Source organism: Kitasatospora sp. NPDC101155 (genome assembly GCF_044768305.1).
Taxonomy (GTDB): Bacteria; Actinomycetota; Actinomycetes; order Streptomycetales; family Streptomycetaceae; genus Kitasatospora.
In genome coordinates, this window is record NZ_JBIWPN010000003.1 from 308,351 (window position 1) to 329,238 (window position 20,888).

The window sequence follows — 20,888 nt, forward strand, 5'->3', positions numbered from 1 at the left end:
CGCGCTGGATGCGGCGAGGCGCCGCCGGGTCGACGTGACCCGGCGGCGCCTCAACGGGGTGCGACTAGAACACCGGCTGGCCGGCGCGGACCAGGCGCCAGGAGTTGGTGAAGAAGTCGGCGGGGTCGATGACGCCCTTGGCCTTGACCCAGGCGATCATCGTGTTGCGGATCTCGTCGGAGTTCGCCCAGACCGCCTTGGCGTTGGCGACGTGCGGGAAGTTGCCGCCGCCGTTGGCGCGGTAGTTGTTGACGGCGAGCACGAACTGGGCGGCCGGGTCGATCGGCTTGCCCTGGTAGCTGAGGTTGACGATGCGCTGGCCCTTGGGCTGGGCGATGTCGATGTCGTAGCTCAGGCCGTAGATCGAGTCGTAGTTGTAGTCCGGGGTGGTCTCGGCGCCGGTCATGGCGTCCTTGTCGACCGGGGCGCCCGGGGCGAGCTGGTAGTAGAACTTCGCCGAGAACTCCAGGTAGTCCTTGAGCTGGGCGCCCGTCAGGATGCGGGCCTCCAGGGTGTTCTCGTAGATGTACAGGCCCGCGGCGTCGCGCAGCTTGACCTGGCCGGACGGGATCAGTGCGGTGCGGTTGAACGGGGCGGCCTGGGCCAGGACCGGGAGGTTGGCGTACTGCCCGCCCGCCAACGCGGCCTTGACGGCGTCCGCCTGGACCTTGCCGATCAGGTCGATGATCGGGGTGGCCTTGAACCGGGCCTCGGCGATCGACAGCTCGATCTTGCTGGTGCCGATGTTCTGGTTGACGTACTCCACGACCTTCTTGTGCTGCCCGAGGATCGCGTCCGAGATCTCCGGGTTCTCCGGCACGGTGTTGGAGTTGAGCACCCGGGAGGAGACCGAGGCGACCTTCCAGCGGCCGTCGACGAACTCGACCTCGAAGTCGAAGCAGCTCAGGCGCTGGCCCCAGCACAGCGGCTCGGAGAGCACGACCGTCTTGCCGGTCTTCTTGTTGACGATGAGGCGCTGCGCGACCTCCTTGTGGGTGTGGCCCACCAGCACCGCGTCGATGTCCGCGACCGTCTCGGCCATCTCGCCGGAGGCGTCCTCGGGCCAGGGCAGCTGGTCGCCGTAGGTGGTCGGCTCGTCGATGCCGGAGTGGGCGGAGACGACGATGACGTCCGCGCCGGCCGCCTTCATCCGGGGCACGTACTTGGCGGCGGTCTCCACGATGCCCGGGAAGACCATCTTGCCGCTGACGTTGGCCTTGTCCCAGATCGCGATGCCCGGGTTGGTCAGGCCGAGGATGCCGACCTTCAGCGGGGTGTCCTCGTCCAGCCACACCTCCTTGATCACGTACGGCTTGAAGGCCGGCTTCTCGTTCTTCGCGTGCAGCGCGTTGGCGCCCAGCAGCGGGAACTCCAGCTGGTCCTCGAAGGCCTTCACGGTCGGGATGCCGTAGTTGAACTCGTGGTTGCCGAGCGCCGCGGCGTCGTAGCCCATGAGGTTCATGGCGACGGCCATCGGGTGGTCCGGCACGTTGTTGCCGTCGGTGGCGATCGGCTCGATCCGGGCGTAGTAGTAGGTCAGCTGGGTGCCCTGGATGATGTCACCCGAGTCGATCAGCAGGCAGCGGTCCCAGCCCTTCTCCTCGCGGACCTGGTTGGCCAGGGTGGAGATCTTGGCGAGGCCGACCGCGTTGTGGGCCTTGTCGACGTACTCCGCGTCGGTGAAGTAGTCCCAGTTGAGCACCCGGCCGTGCAGGTCGGTGGTGCCCATCACGGTGAAGGCCTGGCGGCGGGGCTGGCGCTTGTCGCCCTTGGCGGCCGCCGTGCCCGGCTCGGCGGCCGCGGCGGCGGGGGCGGCGGCGACGACGGCTCCGCCGGCCAGGGCGGCGCCGGCGGCGGTGGCTGCGGACCGGGTGACGAAGTCACGGCGGTTCAGGGACATGGACGACTCTCCCGAGTGGGGACGACGGCGGATGGGCCGTCAACTTGTTTACGTACGAGGTGCGTGGCGCGTGCGCGAACGCGATGACGCGCGTAGAAGGACGCGCGTAGAAGTGTGCCGTGCGGCCGGGCCGATGGGTAGCCCCTCGACCTTTCCAACAGGTGAGATCTTGGCGACTCGTTCGTGACCGCGATGGGCGGAGAAGGGGGCGGTATGGGGTCGGGACGGCCGAAATCGGGCCACTCGGGGTCCGGTTCGCCGGGTTTCGGCCAACCGGACCCCGAGTCAGCCGAGGTCGGCGGAGAGCTGCTTCACCTCGCGGCCGAGCTCCGCCGCCGGGTCCGGCGCGTCCGGGCCCGCCCAGGGCAGCCAGGTCCGCGCCCGCAGGTACCCGTCCACCGCGACCGGCAGCCGGTGCCGGACGATGCGGTCCGCCACCGGCCCGGGGCCCGCCTCGCGCAACGCCGCCAGCAGGGCGTCGACCCCGGCGGAGGTGGGCAGCGGGATGGTGTCCAGGTAAGCGGCGAGCGCCTCCAGCTCCGGCTCCGGCTTCAGGGGCTCCGGGTCCGGTACGGGCGCGGGCACCCGCCGCTGTCCCGTGGGCTTCGGCGGCACCCGGGGCTTCGGCGGCACCCTGGAGGCCTCCGCCGGATCCGGTGGGCTCAGCGGGTCGGGCGGATCGGGCGGATCCGGAGGCTCGGGCGGGGGCGGGCCCGGGGTCAGCAGCGCGCCGACCCCGTACAGCCCGGCCACCACCCCGGGCCACCAGGCCCCGCCCAGCCCGGCGAAGTGCAGCCCCAGGCCGACGGCGCCGCCCGCACAGCCGACCAGGTTCCGGGCCGACTCCAGGTACCGCAGGGCCTGCCGGCCGAACCCGTCACTGGTAGCCACGGATCTCCTCGAACACCCCGTCCAGCGAGCCGCCGCCGTCGAACAGCTTGCCGCCGCTGATGTCCGCGACCCCCTGCAGCTGACTGACCGCCGCCTCGCCGAACTTGATCGGGAACACCGGGATCGACTTCTCGGCGGCCGGCAGCCCGTCGTGGAAGCGCTTGAAGTCGCCGTCCGTGGCGCCCTCGTTGCTCTCCCCGTCGGTCATCAGCACGATCGAGGTGAACCGGTCGTCGTTCGCCGCCTGCTGCTGGCGCTCGATCACCCGGTACGCCTGCTCCAGCGAGTCGTACAGCGCGGTCCCGCCCGAGGCCGACAGCGACTGCACGTCCGCGTTGATCGAGGCCAGTTCCGTCTCCGGACCCGGCTGGCCGCCGGAGGCCGGGACGGCGTGCGTCTTCGTCCACTTCACCTGGGAGGCGAAGGAGATCAGCGTCACCTCCTCGCGGTCCCGGAAGCGGCGCACCCCGCGGGTGTCGTCCGTCCCGGTCAGCCGGCTCAGCGCCGCCTTCAGCGCGTTCAGCCGCGAGCCGTCCATCGAACCCGAGGTGTCCAGCACGTACACCGTCCGCGACGGGCGGCGCAGCTCGTTCTGGTACGAGGCCAGCAGGCCGTCCGCCACCGCCCGGGTGCCCGGGAACGGCAGCTCGCGGCGGCGGTCGGTGGGCAGCCCGGCGGCCGGGGAGGTTCCCGCCGTCACCGGGCGGCGCAGCGTCAGCTCCGAGATGCGCTGCTGCACCTCCGGCTTCAACAGGTAGGAGGTCAGCTTCTGGAAGGACTCGCGCTCGCTCTGCGCGCTCGACGACAGCAGCGACAGCGGGTAGTCCGCCGACACCACGCCGTCCTGCGGACGCACCACGGTGAGCCTCTGGTCGGACGGCAGCGTCTTGTTCAGCGACAGCAGCACCGACTCGTAGTTCACGAGGGCGCCGACCTTGCCGGGCTCGGCCTTGGCGTACGCCTGCGCCAGCCAGCCGGAGGAGCCCGAGGTCAGCTTCTGACCGGTGAAGAACTGCTTCAGCTGCGGGGTCGCCTTCTGCACGTCCGCCTCGGTGAGCGCCGCGCCCGCGCCGGAGAAGGCCGCCGCCACCGCGACCAGGGTGGAGAAGCCGGAGTTGGAGCGCGAGGGGTCGGACATCCCGTACGACAGCTTCCCGGCCGCGGCCGCGTCGCCGATCTGCGCCCAGGTGACCTTCGAACCGTCACCCCAGCCCAGGTCGCCCAGCACCGAGGAGCGCACCCCGACGGCCACCGGGGAGACCATCACCGGGGTCTCCGACAGCACCTTGGACTTCCCGGTCGGATCAAGGCGCAGGTACTGGTTGGACGGGAACCAGACCGCGTCGTACTTGCCGTCCGCCCGGCCCGAGGAGACCGCGTCCGCGCCGTCCAGGGTGCCGGTCCAGGCGAACTGCACCGTCACCCCGGTGGCCTTCCTGGCCTCGTCCAGGACCGGCTGCAGGTCCTGCAGCTCACTGCCCGCCAGGATGCGCAGCACCCCGGGGCGGGCCGTCACGTCGGGGGTGGGGCCGGGGCCGGGCCGGGGGCTGGAGGAGGTGCAGGCGGAGGCCGCCGCGAGCACGGCCGCCAGCGCGGCGGCGGCCCAACCACGGTGCTTCAACCGGACGTTCACTTCGGGCTCCCCTTCGCCGCCTTGGTCAGCTTGAGCAGGTTGTCCAGCGACGGCACGGTCGCCTGCTTCACCTTCGCCACGTTCAGGTCCTGGGCGAAGACCGGCTGCTTGATGTTCTTCACCTGGTCGGCGAAGGCGCCGCTACTGGCCTGCGGGCGGAACCCGAACCTGACCTCCAGGGCGCGCAGCGCCTCGTCGTTCTGGAGCAGGTCCGCGAGCTTCCGCCCGCTCTCGGTGCGGGCGATGATGGTGTGGTCGGAGTACGCCGTGGTGTCCGGGTACATCACCACCATGTCCCCGGTCGGCTGCCCCTGGAGCGCCATCGCGGCGACCTGGGACTCGTAGCCGAAGATCAGCGGATTGCCGACGCCCGCGAGGAAGTCCCGGAACGGCTCGTCGCTGCTGCTCTTCTGACCGCCCTGCAACGCGGTCGCCTGGTGCAGGACTTTCCGGGCGGTGTCGACGCCCGCGTCGTCGGAGACCACCAGGTTGCCGTTCAGGACGTACGACAGCAGCGCGATGTACAGCGCACCCGAGGAGGAGCTCTCCGGGTCGGTGGTGGTGACGAAGACCGGGCCGGACAGCTCGCCGTGGCCGCCGGTGTTCGCCAGGTCCTGCCACTTGAGGTTCGCCTTGAGGCCGTTGACGTACTCGTCCATCTTGAACGTCCAGACGCCCGAATCGTCCTGCGCGGCCAGCTTGTTGTCCTTCAGGATCTGCGCGACCGGCGCGTGCGCCACCACTACCAGCGGCGAGTAGAACGGCACCAGCGGGGAGTCCTGCAGCCCCCAGTTGCGCTGGATCTCGCGGGCCGGCGCGGTGCTCGCCGGGAACGCGAAGTCCAGCCCCGAGCTGCTCTTCGCCTGCTCGCTCATCGTCCACGAGCCGGTCGAGTCGGCGTGCACCTCCAGGCCCTGCTTCGCCAACTCGGCCTTCACCTCAGGGCTTTCGAAGAAGGCCCGCTTCTCCGAACCGATCAGCCCGGTGACCGCGACCAGTTTCTTCGGGTTCGGCCCGTCGTCCGGGACCAGTGCGTAGATCACCCCGCCCAGCAGCACTAAGGCCGCGAGCACCCCCAGAGCGCGTCTCATGCCGAGCGCCTCCCCCTCGTCCGCTCCGTCATCCGGGTGGTCACCCGGGGGTGAAGAGCGTCCCGCCGGGCGGGGAGCGCGGACGGACGGGACGGTGAACCGGGGGTGAACACCGCTTCACGGAATCGCATCGACGGAGGATCCGGAGGGGCATCCGGGGGAGGTGCCCGTGCGGCCGTCGCACACCGGTCCGATGGTGTGTCAGAGTGTTCAACTCGCCTTACGCCAAAGGTCATCCCGTAGTCCGGACCCGCGTCGCGGTTACGCGCCGGTAATGCCTACCCTCAGCTGTATGCGCCGAGCAAAAATCGTCTGCACCCTCGGGCCCGCCGCCGACTCGTACGACCAGATCAAGTCCCTGGTCGACGCCGGGATGGACATCGCCCGATTCAACCTCAGCCACGGCTCCCACGCCGAACACGAGGAACGCTACCGCCGCGTCCGCAAGGCCGCCGACGAGACCGGCCGGAGCGTTGGCGTCCTCGTCGACCTTCAGGGCCCGAAGATCCGGCTCGACACCTTCGCCCACGGACCGGTACTTCTCGAACGCGGCGACGAGTTCACCATCTCCACCGACAAGGGCGTCGTGGGGGACAAGGACATCTGCGGCACCACCTACGCCGGACTCGCCGGCGACGTCAGCCGCGGCGAACGCATCCTCGTCGACGACGGCCGCGTCACCCTCGAAGTCCTCGCCGTCGACGGACCGCGGGTGCGATGCCTCGTCATCGAAGGCGGACTCGTCTCCGACCACAAGGGCCTCAACCTCCCCGGCGTCGCCGTCTCCGTCCCCGCACTCAGCGACAAGGACGTCGCCGACCTGCGGTGGGGGCTGCGCGCCGGAGCCGACCTGATCGCCCTCTCCTTCGTACGGAGCGGGCGCGACATCGAGGACGTGCACCGGGTGATGGCCGAGGAAGGACGGTACGTCCCGGTCGTCGCCAAGATCGAGAAGCCCCAGGCGGTCGAGAACCTGGACTCCATCGTGGACGCCTTCGACGGCATCATGGTGGCCCGCGGCGACCTGGGCGTGGAGATGCCCCTCGAACAGGTCCCGCTCGTCCAGAAGCGCGCCATCAAACTGGCCCGGCGCAACGCCAAGCCCGTCATCGTGGCCACCCAGATGCTCGACTCGATGATCAACGCCTCCCGGCCGACGCGCGCGGAGGCCTCCGACGTCGCCAACGCGGTGTTGGACGGGACGGACGCGGTGATGCTCTCCGGGGAGACCTCGGTGGGCAAGTACCCGGTCGAGACGGTCAAGACCATGGGCCGCATCATCGAGGCCGCCGAGAACGACATCCTCGCCGCCGGCCTGCCCCCGCTGACCGCCGGCAGCAAGCCGCGGACCCAGGGCGGCGCCGTCGCCCGCGCGGCCGCCGAGATCGGCGACTTCCTTCACGCCAAGTACCTGATCGCCTTCACCCAGTCCGGCGACACCGCCCGCCGGCTGACCCGCTACCGGTCACCCATTCCGGTACTCGCCTTCACCTACGAGCCCGCTGTGCGCAGCCAACTCGCCCTCACCTGGGGGGTCGAGACCTTCCTCGGCCCGTTCGCCCCGACGACGGACCAGATGGTCGAACAGGTCGACGCGGCGCTGCTCTCGCTCGGCCGCTGCCAGAAGGGCGACATCGTCGTCATCACGGCCGGCTCCCCGCCCGGCCTCGCCGGCTCCACCAACCTCGTCCGCGTCCACCACGTGGGGACGCTGGACGCCTGAGCGGACCTCGACCGTTCGTTCGCGGGCGGCATCCCTCATCCGGGGGGATGCCGCCCGCTCGGTGTCCGATTCGCGGCGCGTGGCAGTGGCGACTCCATAACATCCGTGTTATGACTTGGGGAGATGTGGAACTGGAGCCCGAGGTCCAGGACTGGTTCTACGGGCTGAGCTATGACGACAGGGAAACGGTCACGTTCTATGTCGACCTGCTCGCTGTCCGTGGTCCACTGCTGGGGGAGCCTCACGGCAGACAGCTGGACGGCAAGCTTCGGGAATTGCGCTTCCACCTGAACGAGTTGGACATGCGCATCACCTACTGGATCGCATCCGGCAGGAGGATCATCCTGCTGACCGTGTTCCGCAAGACGCGTATGCGGGAGACCGCCGAGGTGGATCGGGCGAGGCGGGTGCTGCGTCGATGCGTGGTCGAGCAGCACACTGCAGACGAGGATGAGGAGTGGGCGAGATGAGAGAGCGTGCGTCCTGGCGTGCCATGCGCGAAGAGGTCCTGAATCGCCCGGGTGCCGGCGCGGCCTACGAAGCCGCGCGGATCCGGTTCGAACTCGGAGAGAAGGTCCGCCTGCGTCGCGAGGCCCTGGGCATGACCCAGGCGCAGCTGGCGGCGGCGACCGGCATGCAGCAGCCCGCCGTGGCCCGGTTCGAAGCGGGCGGGACGATGCCCACGATCGTGGTGCTGGAGCGGTTCGCCGACGCGCTCGGCATGCGGCTCACGGTTGAGCTGGAACCGCTGGACAAGGCGAGTTGAAGAACGTAGGCGCCGGGCGGGGGAGCGCGAGGGATTCCGGGACGGGGCCCGGCAACGGTGGCGGGGCAGCCGGAATATCAAGAGAAGTGCCGGGTGCGGGATTCGAACCCGCAAGCCCTTTCGGGCAGATGTGTTTGAGACATCCGTGTATGCCGTTCCACCAACCCGGCGGGGTCAGTCCCGACAGAGCATACCGGCTGTGTGCGGTTGGCCGCTGCTAGGTACCCTCAATTACTGCAGGACCCCGCCGGAACTAGGAGCCCCGTGAGCACCGCCGACGAGCAGGCACAGCCGCTTGAGACCGATTCGCCCCAGATCACTCGGATTGTGATCGCCGAGGACGAGGCGCTGATCCGCCTCGATCTGAAGGAGATGCTGGAGGAGGAGGGGTACACCGTCGTCGGCGAAGCGGGGGACGGGGAGACGGCGGTGCGGCTCGTGGAGGAGCTGAAGCCGGATCTGGCGATCTTCGATGTGAAGATGCCGGTCCTGGACGGGCTCTCCGCGGCCGAGCAGATCCACGAGAAGCACCTGGCGCCGGTTCTGATGCTGACCGCGTTCTCGCAGCGGGAGCTGGTGGACCGGGCGCGCGACGCCGGGGCGATGGCGTACATCGTGAAGCCGTTCTCGAAGTCGGACCTCGTTCCGGCGATCGAGATGGCGGTGTCGCGGTACACCGAGATGCGGGCGCTGGAGAAGGAGATCGGGGATCTCACCCAGCGGCTGGAGACCCGGAAGCTGGTGGACCGGGCGAAGGGTGTGCTGCAGACGAAGTTCGGGCTGAACGAGCCGGCCGCGTTCCGGTGGATCCAGAAGACCTCGATGGACCGGCGGATGACGATGGCGGCGGTGGCCGAGGCGGTCATCGAGGAGGGCGAGGCCCAGGACCGCAAGAAGGCGGAAGAGGGTAAGCCCGAGTAGCACGGACACGAGGAAGGGCCCGGCAGGGATCTGCCGGGCCCTTCTTGCGTACAGCGGGTCAGTCCTCGCCGAGGTAGGCCTTGCGGACGGACTCGTCGTGCAGCAGGTCCGTACCGGTGCCGGAGAGGACGATGCGGCCGGTCTCCATGACATAGCCGCGGTCGGACAGCGACAGCGCCGCCTGGGCGTTCTGCTCGACGAGCAGGATGGTCGTGCCGCTCGCCTTGAGCTCGACGATGGTGGACATGATCTTCTGCATCATCAGCGGCGAAAGCCCCATCGAGGGCTCGTCCAGCATCAGCAGCTTGGGCTGGGACATCAGCGCCCGCCCCATGGCGAGCATCTGCTGCTCGCCGCCCGACAGGGTGCCCGCGGCCTGCTTGCGGCGTTCGCCGAGGATGGGGAAGAGGCCGTAGGCCCGCTCGACGTCCGCGGCGATGCCGGGGGCGTCGGAGCGCAGGAAGGCGCCGAGGAGGAGGTTCTCCTCGATCGTCATCCGGGGGAAGATGTGCCGGCCCTCGGGGGAGTGGGCCAGGCCGAGGGCGACGATCTTGTGGGCGGGGACGGTCGAGAGGTCCTGGCCGTCGAAGGTGATCCGGCCGGCGGTGGGCTTGAGCAGGCCGGAGAGGGTGCGCAGGGTGGTGGTCTTGCCGGCGCCGTTGGTGCCGATGAGGGTGGTGACCTCGCCCTCGTTGACGGTGAAGCTGATGCCCTTGACGGCCTCGATCTTGCCGTAGGCGACGCGGAGGTCCTCGACCTCGAGGAGTGCGGTCACTGGTCGGTCTCCGTTACGGCCGGGGTGGTGCCTTCGAGCGGGGCGCCGAGGTAGGCGGTGATGACGCGTTCGTCGTTCTGGACGGTCTCGCGGTCGCCTTCGACGATCTTCTGGCCCTGGACCAGGACGGCGGTCCGGTCGCAGAGGTTGAAGATGAAGCGCATGTCGTGCTCGATGACGAGGATCGAGATGCCCTTGTCGCGGATGGCGAAGACGAGTTCCTCGGCGGCCCGGGTTTCCTGGGGGTTCATGCCCGCGGTGGGTTCGTCGAGCAGGAGCAGCCCGGGGTCGGAGGCGAGGGCGCGGGCGATCTCCAGCTTGCGCTGCTCGCCGTAGGGCAGGTTGCGGGCGAGGTGGTCGGCCTTGTCGGCGAGGCCGGTGAAGGCGAGCAGGTCCATGGCCTTGGCGCGGCTCTCGGCTTCGGCGCGGTGGTAGCCGGGGCCGCGGAGGATGGCGGAGAGGATGCCTTCCTTGGTGCGGGTGTGACGGCCGACGAGGACGTTCTCCAGGACGGTCATGTTGGCGAAGAGCCGGATGTTCTGGAAGGTGCGGGCGATGCCGGCCTGGGTGACGAGGTGGGGCTTGGGGGGCAGCAGGGTGTCGCGGTAGCGGACGGTGCCTTCGGTGGGGACGTACAGGCCGGTGAGGCAGTTGAAGAAGGTGGTCTTGCCGGCGCCGTTGGGGCCGATCAGGCCGATGATCTCGCCCTCGCCGACGGTGAGGGAGACGTCGTTGACGGCGGTGAGGCCGCCGAAGCGCATGGTGACGCCGGTGACTTCGAGCAGGGGCTTGACGCCTTGGGGCGCCGTGTCCAGGGGAGCAGCAGCGGTGGTCATCTGGTGGGTCACGCCCCTGCCTTGGTGAGTGCGGTCGGCTCGCCGGTGGGTTGGGCCGGGATGGCGGCCTCGTGGAATTCCAGCTGCCGGCGCCGGTTGGGGATGAGGCCTTCGGGGCGGACGCGCATCAGGATGATGAGGGCGGCGCCGAAGGCGAGGAGCTGGTAGTCGGAGAGGAATTCGAGCTTCTTCGGGATGAGGAAGAGGAGGGTGGCGCCGGCCAGGGGGCCGCTGATGGTGCCCATGCCGCCGAGGATGACGGCGGCGAGGAGGAAGGCGGAGTTGGGCGGCAGGGCTTCGGCGAAGGTGTACTGGTCGGGGGTGACGGTGTAGCTGACGTGGGCCTGGACGGTGCCGGCGAGGCCGGCGAGGCAGGCGCCCATGGCGAAGGCGAGCAGTTTGAGGCGGAAGCCGTTGATGCCCATGGCTTCGGCGGCGGTCTCGTCCTCGCGGATGGCGACCCAGGCGCGGCCGATGCGGGAGTTGCCGACCCGGGCGAAGACCAGGACGACCAGGGCGGTGACGAGCAGCATCAGCAGGTAGTAGTTGGAGAAGCGGCCGAGTTCGATGCCGGCGACGGTGTGGGTCTTGCCGAGGTCGAAGCCGAGGATCTCCAGGTCGGGGATGCGGGGGATGCCGTTGGAGCCGTTGGTGATCTTGGGGCCGGTGGTGCCGTTGAGGTTGAGCATGGTGATGCGGAAGATCTCGCCGAAGCCGAGGGTGACGATGGCGAGGTAGTCGCCGCGCAGCCGCAGGGTGGGGGCGCCGATCAGGACGCCGAAGATCATGGAGACGACGGCGCCGGTGAGCATCGCGGCCCAGAACGGGAACTGGACGTGGATGGGTGAGGCGGGGGAGCCGGAGACCAGGGCGGCGGCGTAGGCGCCGACGCCGAGGAAGGCGACGTACCCGAGGTCGAGCAGGCCGGCCAGGCCGACGACGATGTTGAGGCCGAGGGCGACGGTGGCGAAGATCAGGATGTTGGTGGCGACGGAGGTGTACTGGTCGCTGCTCTGGGTGAACGGGAAGCTGGCCGCGGCGGCGAAGGCGGCGCCGGTGGTGACGGGGCGGTGCTTGACGGTCAGGGCGCGCAGCCGGGCGAGCAGGCCGGACCTGCCGAGTGCGGCGGCCACGAAGCCGGCCAGCAGCAGGTAGCCGGTGAAGAGTTCGCCGTACTCGGTGTCGATGCCGAAGGTGATCGCGTACAGGCCGAGTCCGAAGGCCAGGACGATGATCAGGACCTCGACCCAGGAGGGGAGTTGGCGGGGGGCGTCGAGCGGGCGCTCGATCTTGCCCAGGCGCAGTCCGCTGTTGGCGAGGTGGCCGAGCTGGAGGAGCAGGACGGCGCCGGTGGCGATGGCGAGGGCGCCGGACAGGGCGGTCATCACCGGGGCGACGGGCTGGTCGCCGGGGATGGCGTGGGCGGCGAACCAGCCGATGGGGGCGGCCGGGACGAGCAGGAAGAGCCGCTTGTCGACGATTCGCAGCGGGACGTGGGTGCGGCGCTCCAGCGGCAGCCCGAGGGCGCCGAGGACGGTGATCAGGCCGCCGGCGGCGAGGGCCCAGCCGCCGGGTTCGAGGTTGGCGAGGCCGCCGAGTTCGACGGAGATGGCGGCGACGGAGTAGGCGGCGACGGCGAGGGCGCCGGTGGCGGCGTACAGGACGGCGTTGCTGCTGCGGGCGGGGGCTGCCCAGCGCAGGCCGGGGACGCCTTGGCCGGCGAGGAGCAGCAGCAGGGTGAGGACGCCGGCGACGATGGCGAGCCACTGGAGGCCGGCCGGGGAGCCGAAGTAGGTGAGGTCGCCGGGGAAGTCGCTGGTCCAGGTCCAGGACATGGCGGCGGAGGCGGCGACGGCGAGGGCGCCGAGGCCGGTGAGGGCTGCGGCGGCGCGGGCCGGGAGGGGGATGACCGGGGTGGTTTCGGTGCTGGTGGTGGTCATGGTGGTCACGCCCTGTCCGCGACGCGCTCGCCGAGCAGGCCTTGTGGCCGGACGAGGAGCACGAGGATGAGGAGTACGAAGGCCCAGACGTCCTTCCAGGCGCCGCCTCCGAAGAGGTCCATGCCGGGAAGGTGCTGGATGTAGCCGGTGGCGAGGGCTTCGGCGAGGCCGAGGGCGATGCCGCCGAGCATGGCGCCGTAGATGTTGCCGATGCCGCCGAGGACGGCGGCGGTGAAGGCTTTGAGGCCGAGGATGAAGCCCATCCGGAAGTCGACCTGGCCGCTGCGCAGTCCGTAGGCGACGGCGGCCACAGCGGCGAAGGCGGCGCCGATGGCGAAGGCCAGCACGATGATGCGGTCGGTGTCGATGCCCATCAGCTTGGCGGTGTCCGGGTCCTGGCTGGTGGCCTGCATGGCGCGGCCGGAGCGGGTGCGGGTGACGAACCAGCCGAGGGCGAGCATGCACAGCGGGGCGGCGATGATCAGGAAGAGGTCGCTGCGCTGGATGGTGACGGAGCCGAGGCTGAAGGGGTCGCCGGGGATCTTGGGGAAGACCCGGGCCTTCTTGGCGTCGGGGTAGAAGGAGAAGACGAGTTGCTGGAGGAAGATGGACAGCCCGATCGCGGTGATCAGCGGGGCGAGCCGGGGGGCGTTGCGCAGTGGCCGGTAGGCGAAGCGCTCGGCGGCGACGGCGGTGAGGGTGGAGACCAGGATGCCGGCGATCAGCATGAGTGGTAGGGCCAGCCACATGGTGGTGCCGCCGGGGAGGGCGAGGTAGGCGGTCAGGGCGCCGAAGCCGCCGACCATGACGATCTCGCCGTGGGCGAAGTTGATGAGCTGGACGATGCCGTAGACCATCGTGTAGCCGATCGCGACGAGCCCGTAGAGGGCGCCGAGGATCAGGCCGTTGGCCAGCTGCTGCGGTAGGTCGTGCACCGCTGGGCCTCCGTAGTGCGTTCGGGGGTGTCCGCGTGGGTGGTGGATGTGGGGGCGCGCGGGGGCATTCGTGGCGCCCCCGCGCGCTGGTGGAGCTGTTCCTGAGGGGTTGTCGGCCCCTGAGGGGCGTCAGCCTCCGAGGGCCGTCAGCCGCTGAAGGTGCCGGACTTCTCCACGGCCCACTTGCCGTCCTTGACGGTGTAGACGGTGAGCTGCTTGTTGGTGGTGTCGCCGAACTGGTCGAAGGAGACCTTGCCGGTGACGCCGTCGAAGGAGACCTGCTGGACGGCGTCGCGGACGGCGGTGCGGGCGTCGGCGCCGGTGGGGAGCTTGCCCTTGTCCTTCACGACGTTCTTGACGGCCTGGATGATGGCCCAGGCGCTGTCGTAGGAGTAGCCGCCGTAGGTCTCGTAGGCGTCCTTGTAGCCGGCCGTCTTGTAGTCGGCGATGAACTTCTTGGCGGTGTCGAGGGATTCGACGGGCAGGCCGACGGCGGTGGCGAAGTCGCCCTGGCTCTTGGGGTTGAGCTTGATGAAGTCGGCGCTCTGGATGCCGTCGCCGCCCATCAGCGGGATGTTGACGCCGGCTTCCTTGAGCTGGAGGGAGAGCGGGCCGGCCGCGGGGTACTCGCCGCCGTAGTAGACGGCGTCGGCGCCGGAGCTCTTGACCTTGGTGACGATGGCGGCGAAGTCGCGGTCGTCGGGGTTGACGTGCTCCTCGCCGGCCAGGGTGCCGCCGAGCTTGGTGAACTCGCCCTTGAAGGTGGCGGCGAGGCCGGCGCCGTAGGTCTTCTGGTCGTCGATCAGGAAGACCTTGGTCTTCTTGGCGTCGTTGTAGAGGAACTGGGCGGCGAAGGGGCCCTGGACGGCGTCGGTGGTGGCGGTGCGGAAGTAGGACTTGAAGGGGCGCTTCTTGTCGCCGCTGGCCCACTTCTCGCCCTGGCTGAGGGCGACGCCGGTGTTGGCGGGGGAGATCTCGACCAGGTTCTTGTCGTCGAAGATCTGCTGCATCGACTGCGCGACACTGGAGTTGAGCGGGCCGACGACGCCGAGGACCTTGTCGTCGGCGACGAGCTGGGTGGCGTTCTGCTGGCCGGGGGCGGGCTTGCCGGTGTCGTCCAGGGCCTTGATCTCGAACTTGACGCCGGGGACCTCGTTGGTCTCGTTCGCCTTCTTGACCGCGAGGTCCACGGAGTTGCGGATGCCGAGGCCGAGGGCGGAGAGGTCGCCGGTGAGGGGGGCGTCGACGCCGATGACGACGGTGGTGGAGGCGCTGTTGTCCTTGCCGCCGGCGTTGTCGCCGGACTTCGCACCGCGGGAGCCGCAGGCGGTGAGGCTGAGGGCGCCGATCACGGCAATGCTCACGACAACTGCTGAACGATGACGCACGAGGGTCCCCTTCGGTTCAGGAGGCGCCCGCGCCTGAGTGGCGGGAGCCGGGGTGCGCGCAGGGCCTGGCCCATTCCGGATGGCGCGGTGACTGGCCGTGACTCTAGGCGTCGTTGGGCGGCTCGGGCAGTGGTGTGGGCAGGCTGTGATTCTCTTGTTATGAGCACACGGAGCAATTGTCTCAGCATGTGGTCGTTCCGGCTCGACCGACCCTGAACTGTCGGGCGCTTACCCGCTGGTAGAACGATGTAAGGGCCAGAAATGAGGGTTGCAGCTGGCAGCGTCGATAATCGGACACTTGCGTCCGGTGTGCTGCTTTCGGCCGTACGCGTCCGGATTTCGGACAGGGGGTGTGCGGGGGAGGGGGCCCGGGGCGCCTGGAAGCCCCGGAATCGCTGTTTTCTTGATTTCCTACTTATTACGCAGCGTCACAAATGCTGGAGTCGTGTCAACCGCCCCCGGACATGCCGCCGCCCCCTTGTCCAGACCAACGCCTGCCCAGGGTGGCGGAAGGTCAAACAAGGGGGCGGGAAAGGGGTTTGATGTCGCCCCGGAGCCGTACGGCCGTTGTCGTCTCGGGATCGAGCAGGGACTGCGCAGGGACTGAAGCGGGACCGCGGCGGGGCTACAGGTCGCGCAGCATGCAGGTCAGTCGGCAGCTGGTGATCCGCTTGCCGGTGTCGTCGGTGATCGCGATCTCGTAGGTGGCGGCGGTGCGGCCCTTGAACACCGCCGTCGCCACCCCGGTGACCAGACCGGAGGTGGCCGAGCGGTGGTGGGTGGCGTTGAGGTCCACGCCCACCGCGTACCGGCCCGGGCCCGCGTGCAGCATCGCGCCGATCGAGCCCAGCGTCTCGGCCAGCGCCGCCGAGGCGCCGCCGTGCAGCAGCCCGTACGGCTGCTGGTTGCCCTCCACCGGCATGGTGCCGACCACGCGGTCGCCGGAGGCCTCGACGATCCTGATGCCGAGCTTCTCGCCGAGGTGGCCGCCGGAGAAGGTCTCCGGGCTCACCCCGAGCTTGGCGAAGTGGTCCAGTACGTCCTGCGGGACCTTCAGGACGGGGGCGGTGTCGGGGGCCGCGTCGGTCATGGGGGAACTCCTGCCGCTCGGGGGTCACGTCGTCGTGCTGCCTGTGATCGTACGACCGTCCTACTCGCCGGTAGCGCCCGCGCCACCCGTCCGGCAGGGCTTTCGCCGGTGCCCCTTTTGTCGGTGCCGGGCCATAGGATCGGTGGCCGGTAGTGGAATCGGCAGGAACGGACGTTGACGTGGCTACGCAGAGTACGGACAAGGGCGCGACGGGTGGCGCTGGGGCCGGCCCCCGGCCCCGGCTGATGCTGCTCGACGGGCACTCGATGGCCTACCGGGCCTTCTACGCCCTGCCCGTGGAGAACTTCAACACCGCCACCGGGCAGCCCACCAACGCGGTCTACGGCTTCGCCTCGATGCTCGCCAACACCGTCCGGGACGAGGCGCCCACCCACCTCGCCGTCGCCTTCGACCTCTCCCGGCAGACCTTCCGCTCCGTCGAGTTCCCCGACTACAAGGCCAACCGCGCCAAGACGCCGGACGAGTTCCGCAGCCAGGTCGGCCTGATCGGCGAACTGCTCGACGCCATGAACATCCCCCGGCTCACCGTCGAGGGCTTCGAGGCCGACGACATCATCGCCACCCTGGCCACCGCCGCCGAGGCGGCCGGCTACGACGTCGACATCGTCACCGGTGACCGCGACTCGCTCCAGCTGGTCACCGACCACGTCACCGTGCTCTACCCCACCAAGGGCGTCTCCGAGCTCACCCGCTTCACCCCGGAGAAGGTGGCCGAGAAGTACGGCGTCACCCCGCGCCAGTACCCCGACCTCGCGGCCCTGCGCGGCGACCCGTCCGACAACCTGCCGGGCATCCCCGGCGTCGGCGAGAAGACCGCCGCCAAGTGGGTCAACCAGTTCGGCTCCTTCGACGAACTCGTCTCCCGCGCCGACGAGGTGAAGGGCAAGATCGGCGAGAAGCTGCGCGACAACCTCGACTCGGTCAAGCGCAACCGGGTGCTCACCGAGCTGGTCCGCGACGTCGAACTCCCGCTGGGCGTGCCGGACCTGGCCCGCCGGCCCTTCGACAAGGCCGCCGTCGGCACCCTGATGGAGTCGCTGGAGTTCCGCAACGCCAACTTCCGCGACCGCGTCTACGGCATCGACCCGGCCGTCGGCGAGGCGGAGGCCGCCGAACTCGCCCCCGGCGTCGAGGTCGACGGCGAACTGCTCACCGACCCGGGCACGCTGGCCGGCTGGCTGCGCGAGCACGCCGGTGACGGCAAGACCGCCGTCGCCCTGGCCGCCGTCTACCAGTGGGCGCTCGGCACCGGCGAGGTCACCGAAGTCGCCCTCGCCGCAGGGGAGTCGGCCGCCTGGTTCGACCCGGCACTGCTCGCCGAGGAGGACGAGCAGGCCTTCGCCGCCTGGCTCGCCGACCCGGCCGCCCCCAAGGCCCTGCACATCGCCAAGCAGGTCATGCGCGCCTTCGCCGAGCGCGGCTGGACGATCGAGGGCGTCGTCGCCGATACCGCGCTCGCCGCCTACCTGGAGAAGCCCGGCCGCCGCACCTTCACCCTGGAGGTGCTCGCCGAGGAGTACCTGGCCCGCTCGCTCACCCCCGCCCCCGCCACTGAGAGCGGCCAACTCGCCTTCGACGCACCGGAGGAGGACGAGACCGCCGGCGCCCAGGCGCTGATGCTCCAGGCCCGCGCCGTACTCGACCTTGCCGCGCTCTTCGACACCCGCCTCGCCGAGGTCGGCGCCGTCGAGCTGATGCACGACATGGAACTGCCCATCGCCGCCCTGCTCGCCCGCATGGAGCGCTACGGCATCGCCGCCGACCGCGAGTGGCTCACCCGGCTGGAGTCGCAGTTCGCCGCCGAGATCCAGCGCTGCGTCGAGGAGGCGCACGCCGCCGCCGGGCGCGAGTTCAACCTCGGCTCGCCCAAGCAGCTCCAGGAGATCCTCTTCGGCGACCTCGCTCTCCCGAAGACCAAGAAGATCAAGACCGGCTACACCACCGACGCCGACGCGCTCACCTGGCTCGCCACCCAGACCGACAACGAGCTGCCGGTCATCCTGCTGCGCCACCGCGACCAGGCCAAGCTGCGCACCACCGTCGAGGGCCTGCTCAAGACGGTCTCGCCCAAGGGCCGGATCCACACCACCTTCAACCAGATGGTCGCCGCCACCGGCCGGCTCTCCTCGCAGGACCCGAACCTGCAGAACATCCCGGTCCGCACGGAGGAGGGCCGCGCGATCCGCCGCGCCTTCATCGTCGGCGAGGGCTACGAATCGCTGCTCACCGCCGACTACTCGCAGATCGAACTGCGGATCATGGCGCACCTGTCCGAGGACGAGGCGCTGATCGAGGCCTTCGCCTCCGGCGAGGACCTGCACACCACCGTCGCCTCCCAGGTCTTCGAGGTCCCCGGCGCCGCGGTCGACGCCGAGATGCGCCGCAAGATCAAGGCCATGTCCTACGGCCTGGCGTACGGCCTGTCCGCGTACGGGCTCTCGCAGCAGCTCGGCATCAAGCCCGCCGAGGCCCAGGGCCTGATGGACACCTACTTCGAGCGCTTCGGCGGCGTGCGCGACTACCTGCGCCGGGTCGTCGACGAGGCCCGCGCGACCGGCTACACCGAGACCCTGCTCGGCCGCCGCCGCTACCTTCCGGACCTCAACAGCGACAACCGCCAGCGCCGCGAGATGGCCGAGCGGATGGCCCTCAACGCCCCGATCCAGGGCTCGGCCGCCGACATCGTCAAGATCGCCATGCTCCGGGTGGACGAGGCCCTGCGCGCGGCCGGCCTCACCTCCCGGATGCTGCTCCAGGTCCACGACGAAATCGTCCTGGAGCTGGCCCCGGGCGAGCGCGAGCAGGTCGAGGCCGTCGTCCGCGAGCAGATGGCCGGCGCCTACCCGCTGCGCGCCCCGCTGGACGTCTCCGTCGGCCTCGGCGCCAACTGGGAGGCCGCCGCGCACTGACGCGGGCGTTCCATCGACGGCGGGCCCGGACACCTGGGGTGTCCGGGCCCGTTCCGTTCTGCCTGATTACGGATGATCACCGCAATGTGGCCGAAATATTCAAGCTTCCCGAACACGTCCAAGAGAGACATCTCGTACCCGAGGTTCGATCCTGGTCGACGTTCGGTATCAGCCATCTTGGCGGCTCGCCGTCACCTCCGGCGACCGGCTGACCAGCGCTGTTCCCGGGCCTGTGGTCCGGGTCACGGTTCGACCTGGCTTGAATCGATCCTCCGGCGTTCGAACGGCGTGCTAAAAAATCTCCTACAGTCGCTCCTACGTGCGGAATTTGTTTGAAACCCGATCGGGGGAGCGGGAAGCATGAATTCACTATGGAGGTAAAAATGGAGCAAGACTTCGACCTCGACGTCCGCGTGGCCGTGGCTCCGAAGGTGGCCGCCACGCCCGACGGTTTCGCCAGCATCGGCACCACCTGCTGGTCCTGCGCCGACTCCTGCAACTGCCCGATCACGGTGGGCTTCCCCACCATCTGCTGATCGCCCGTCGGCGCTGAAGCCGAATCGGGAGGCTCCCGGCGCTGTTCTGCGCCGGGAGCCTTCGGGGAAAGCCGGCGGTTTCCGGGAAAGTCGTCGGCAATCGGACCGGCGCACTTGTGGGTGCGCCATTCGGGAACATCGCCGAGTATTGGTGATGTGAATCTGGGGGAATTCGCAGTGGCGGTGCTGGAACTCGACGTGCGGACCGCGGAGGTGGCCCGGGCGGTGGCCGATCGGCTGACGGCCTTCGCCGGTACGGCCGGGTCGTCCGAGGAGCCGACGTGGCCCGATCCGCTCAAGGACGAGGCGAGCCTGGCCGACGGCTACCCGGGGATGGCACTGTCGCTGCTGCACGCCGGAAAGGCGCTGGACGAGCCCGGACTGATCGACGCGGCGCAGGCCCTGCTCCGCCGTTCCGCGCGGGCCACCGCCGTCCGGCCGCTGTCCGAGGCGGGTCTCTACAACGGCACCGCGGGCTTCGCGAGCGTCCTGCTCGAGTTCTCGGTCCACGACCGCCGCTACCTGCCGTCCCTGCGCCGGGTCGCCGACAACTTCGGCGAGCAGATCGCGGCCCGCTCGCTTCCGGAGCCCGGGGAGGGTCTGCCGCTCTCCGCCTTCGACGTCATCACGGGTGCGGCCGGACAGCTGGCCGCGGCCGTGCGGCTCTGCTCGGCACTGGAGGCCGCGCCGGGCGACCCGGTCCGCACCGCGGCCGAGCGACTGACGGAGTACCTCCTGCGGGTGACCGAGCCGGACGGCCGGCACCGGCCCGGCTGGTTCACGCCGCCGGACTACTACGGGGCCTATCCCGGGTACGACGAGCAGGCCCCGTACGGGATGTACAACATGGGCTTCGCGCACGGCCTTCCGGGCATCGTGTCGGCGCTGTGCGCCGCGGCCGCCGCCGGGATCGGCGGGTCGGGCCCGACCGAGGCGATCGCGCGCACCACGACCTGGCTGGTCGAGAACCGGCTCACGGACGACGTGCCCGGCGCCGCCTGGCCGAACCTGCTCCAGGCCAAGGAGGGGACCGGGCTGCCGCTCGCCCCGACCGGACGACGGTCCGCCCGCGCCGCCTGGTGCTTCGGCGCCCCGGGCATCGGCATCGCCCTGCTGAACGCGGCCGGGGTGCTCGGTGACGCCGCCCTCCGGGCGACCGCGGTCGGGGCCCTGCAGCGGGTGGTGGACTGGTCGCCGGCCGAGCGGTACATCTTCGCGCCCAACCTCTGCCACGGCCACTCCGGGCTGCTGGCGGTCTACCAGCGGGCCCACGCGGTCACCGGGACGGATTCCTTCCGGGTCATGGCCGAGGACTCGCTCCGGGCCGTGCTGTCGAAGGCGGACGAGGCCCGCCCGTACGTGGTGGCGGACGAGCCCAGGCCCGGCGAGCTGGTCGACGACCCGGGCTTCGTCAACGGTGCGGCCGGCGTCCTGCTCGCGCTCTGCGGGGCGCTCGAGCCGCGGGCGACCGGGTGGGACGAGCTCTTCTTCCTCGCTCCGGCCTGACCGGGGCCCCGGGCCGCGCCGGCCCGG

Annotated in this window: 17 protein-coding genes and 1 tRNA gene; 7 read left to right on the forward strand and 11 right to left on the reverse strand. The window is 70.1% G+C overall.

From position 1 onward, the window contains the following. Positions 1 to 64 precede the first annotated feature (64 nt). From ACIRYZ_RS06110 to ACIRYZ_RS06125, 4 genes are all read right to left on the reverse strand, one after another. Positions 65 to 1,900, reverse strand: coding sequence for a bifunctional metallophosphatase/5'-nucleotidase (locus ACIRYZ_RS06110; RefSeq protein WP_402940163.1), 1,836 nt, complete (start codon positions 1,898 to 1,900; stop codon positions 65 to 67). Between the two features lie 285 nt (positions 1,901 to 2,185). Further along, positions 2,186 to 2,791: a hypothetical protein gene (locus ACIRYZ_RS06115; protein ID WP_402940165.1), complete on the reverse strand. Its 606-nt coding sequence runs from the start codon at positions 2,789 to 2,791 to the stop codon at positions 2,186 to 2,188. Then, complete coding sequence (locus tag ACIRYZ_RS06120; RefSeq protein WP_402940167.1) at positions 2,778 to 4,424, reverse strand: extracellular solute-binding protein; 1,647 nt, start codon at positions 4,422 to 4,424, stop codon at positions 2,778 to 2,780. The genes ACIRYZ_RS06115 and ACIRYZ_RS06120 overlap by 14 nt, the downstream gene beginning before the upstream one ends. Beyond that, on the reverse strand, positions 4,421 to 5,515 hold the full coding sequence (locus ACIRYZ_RS06125) for a substrate-binding domain-containing protein (protein ID WP_402940170.1): 1,095 nt from the start codon (positions 5,513 to 5,515) through the stop codon (positions 4,421 to 4,423). Before ACIRYZ_RS06125 ends, ACIRYZ_RS06120 begins: the two co-directional genes overlap by 4 nt. 292 nt (positions 5,516 to 5,807) lie before the next feature. On the opposite strand from ACIRYZ_RS06125, the gene pyk reads away from it, so the two are divergent. The 3 genes from pyk to ACIRYZ_RS06140 all read left to right on the forward strand — a co-directional run bounded on the left by pyk (position 5,808) and on the right by ACIRYZ_RS06140 (position 8,004). Then, on the forward strand, positions 5,808 to 7,238 hold the full coding sequence (pyk, locus tag ACIRYZ_RS06130; protein WP_402940172.1) for a pyruvate kinase: 1,431 nt from the start codon (positions 5,808 to 5,810) through the stop codon (positions 7,236 to 7,238). A 110-nt stretch (positions 7,239 to 7,348) separates the two neighbouring features. Continuing rightward, positions 7,349 to 7,708: a type II toxin-antitoxin system RelE/ParE family toxin gene (locus tag ACIRYZ_RS06135; protein ID WP_402940175.1), complete on the forward strand. Its 360-nt coding sequence runs from the start codon at positions 7,349 to 7,351 to the stop codon at positions 7,706 to 7,708. Continuing rightward, the gene (locus ACIRYZ_RS06140; protein ID WP_402940178.1) at positions 7,705 to 8,004 is read left to right on the forward strand and encodes a helix-turn-helix domain-containing protein; all 300 of its coding nucleotides are present in this window, start codon (positions 7,705 to 7,707) and stop codon (positions 8,002 to 8,004) included. The genes ACIRYZ_RS06135 and ACIRYZ_RS06140 overlap by 4 nt, the downstream gene beginning before the upstream one ends. An 87-nt stretch (positions 8,005 to 8,091) precedes the next feature. On the opposite strand, the gene ACIRYZ_RS06145 is transcribed toward ACIRYZ_RS06140, so the two are convergent. Further along, positions 8,092 to 8,174: transfer RNA gene (locus tag ACIRYZ_RS06145), tRNA-Leu, on the reverse strand. A gap of 94 nt (positions 8,175 to 8,268) precedes the next feature. Between ACIRYZ_RS06145 and ACIRYZ_RS06150 the strand changes: the two genes are divergently transcribed. After that, positions 8,269 to 8,925, forward strand: coding sequence for an ANTAR domain-containing response regulator (locus tag ACIRYZ_RS06150; protein WP_396499731.1), 657 nt, complete (start codon positions 8,269 to 8,271; stop codon positions 8,923 to 8,925). A gap of 58 nt (positions 8,926 to 8,983) precedes the next feature. Here the strand turns inward: ACIRYZ_RS06150 and ACIRYZ_RS06155 are convergent, their stop codons facing one another. From ACIRYZ_RS06155 to ACIRYZ_RS06180, 6 genes are all read right to left on the reverse strand, one after another. Next, the gene (locus tag ACIRYZ_RS06155; RefSeq protein ID WP_402940181.1) at positions 8,984 to 9,700 is read right to left on the reverse strand and encodes an ABC transporter ATP-binding protein; all 717 of its coding nucleotides are present in this window, start codon (positions 9,698 to 9,700) and stop codon (positions 8,984 to 8,986) included. After that, positions 9,697 to 10,536, reverse strand: coding sequence for an ABC transporter ATP-binding protein (locus ACIRYZ_RS06160; protein ID WP_402940548.1), 840 nt, complete (start codon positions 10,534 to 10,536; stop codon positions 9,697 to 9,699). The genes ACIRYZ_RS06155 and ACIRYZ_RS06160 overlap by 4 nt, the downstream gene beginning before the upstream one ends. 8 nt (positions 10,537 to 10,544) lie before the next feature. Beyond that, entirely contained in the window at positions 10,545 to 12,476 is a 1,932-nt protein-coding gene (locus ACIRYZ_RS06165; protein ID WP_402940184.1) for a branched-chain amino acid ABC transporter permease, read from the reverse strand. 5 nt (positions 12,477 to 12,481) lie between these two features. After that, the gene (locus tag ACIRYZ_RS06170; protein ID WP_380609390.1) at positions 12,482 to 13,411 is read right to left on the reverse strand and encodes a branched-chain amino acid ABC transporter permease; all 930 of its coding nucleotides are present in this window, start codon (positions 13,409 to 13,411) and stop codon (positions 12,482 to 12,484) included. A gap of 146 nt (positions 13,412 to 13,557) precedes the next feature. Then, a complete protein-coding gene (locus tag ACIRYZ_RS06175) occupies positions 13,558 to 14,799 on the reverse strand; it encodes a branched-chain amino acid ABC transporter substrate-binding protein (protein WP_393038251.1) in 1,242 nt (413 codons plus the stop codon). Positions 14,800 to 15,424: 625 nt separating this feature from the next. Further along, complete coding sequence (locus ACIRYZ_RS06180) at positions 15,425 to 15,889, reverse strand: PaaI family thioesterase (RefSeq protein ID WP_380609392.1); 465 nt, start codon at positions 15,887 to 15,889, stop codon at positions 15,425 to 15,427. A 245-nt stretch (positions 15,890 to 16,134) separates the two neighbouring features. On the opposite strand from ACIRYZ_RS06180, the gene polA reads away from it, so the two are divergent. From polA to ACIRYZ_RS06195, 3 genes are all read left to right on the forward strand, one after another. Next, positions 16,135 to 18,819 carry a DNA polymerase I gene (gene polA / locus ACIRYZ_RS06185; RefSeq protein WP_402940551.1) on the forward strand — a complete coding sequence of 895 codons (2,685 nt, stop codon included), beginning with the start codon at positions 16,135 to 16,137 and terminating at the stop codon, positions 18,817 to 18,819. Between the two features lie 383 nt (positions 18,820 to 19,202). After that, the gene (locus tag ACIRYZ_RS06190) at positions 19,203 to 19,355 is read left to right on the forward strand and encodes an FDLD family class I lanthipeptide (RefSeq protein ID WP_350516615.1); all 153 of its coding nucleotides are present in this window, start codon (positions 19,203 to 19,205) and stop codon (positions 19,353 to 19,355) included. 156 nt (positions 19,356 to 19,511) lie between these two features. After that, the gene (locus ACIRYZ_RS06195; RefSeq protein ID WP_402940189.1) at positions 19,512 to 20,861 is read left to right on the forward strand and encodes a lanthionine synthetase C family protein; all 1,350 of its coding nucleotides are present in this window, start codon (positions 19,512 to 19,514) and stop codon (positions 20,859 to 20,861) included. The last annotated feature ends 27 nt before the right edge of the window (positions 20,862 to 20,888 follow it).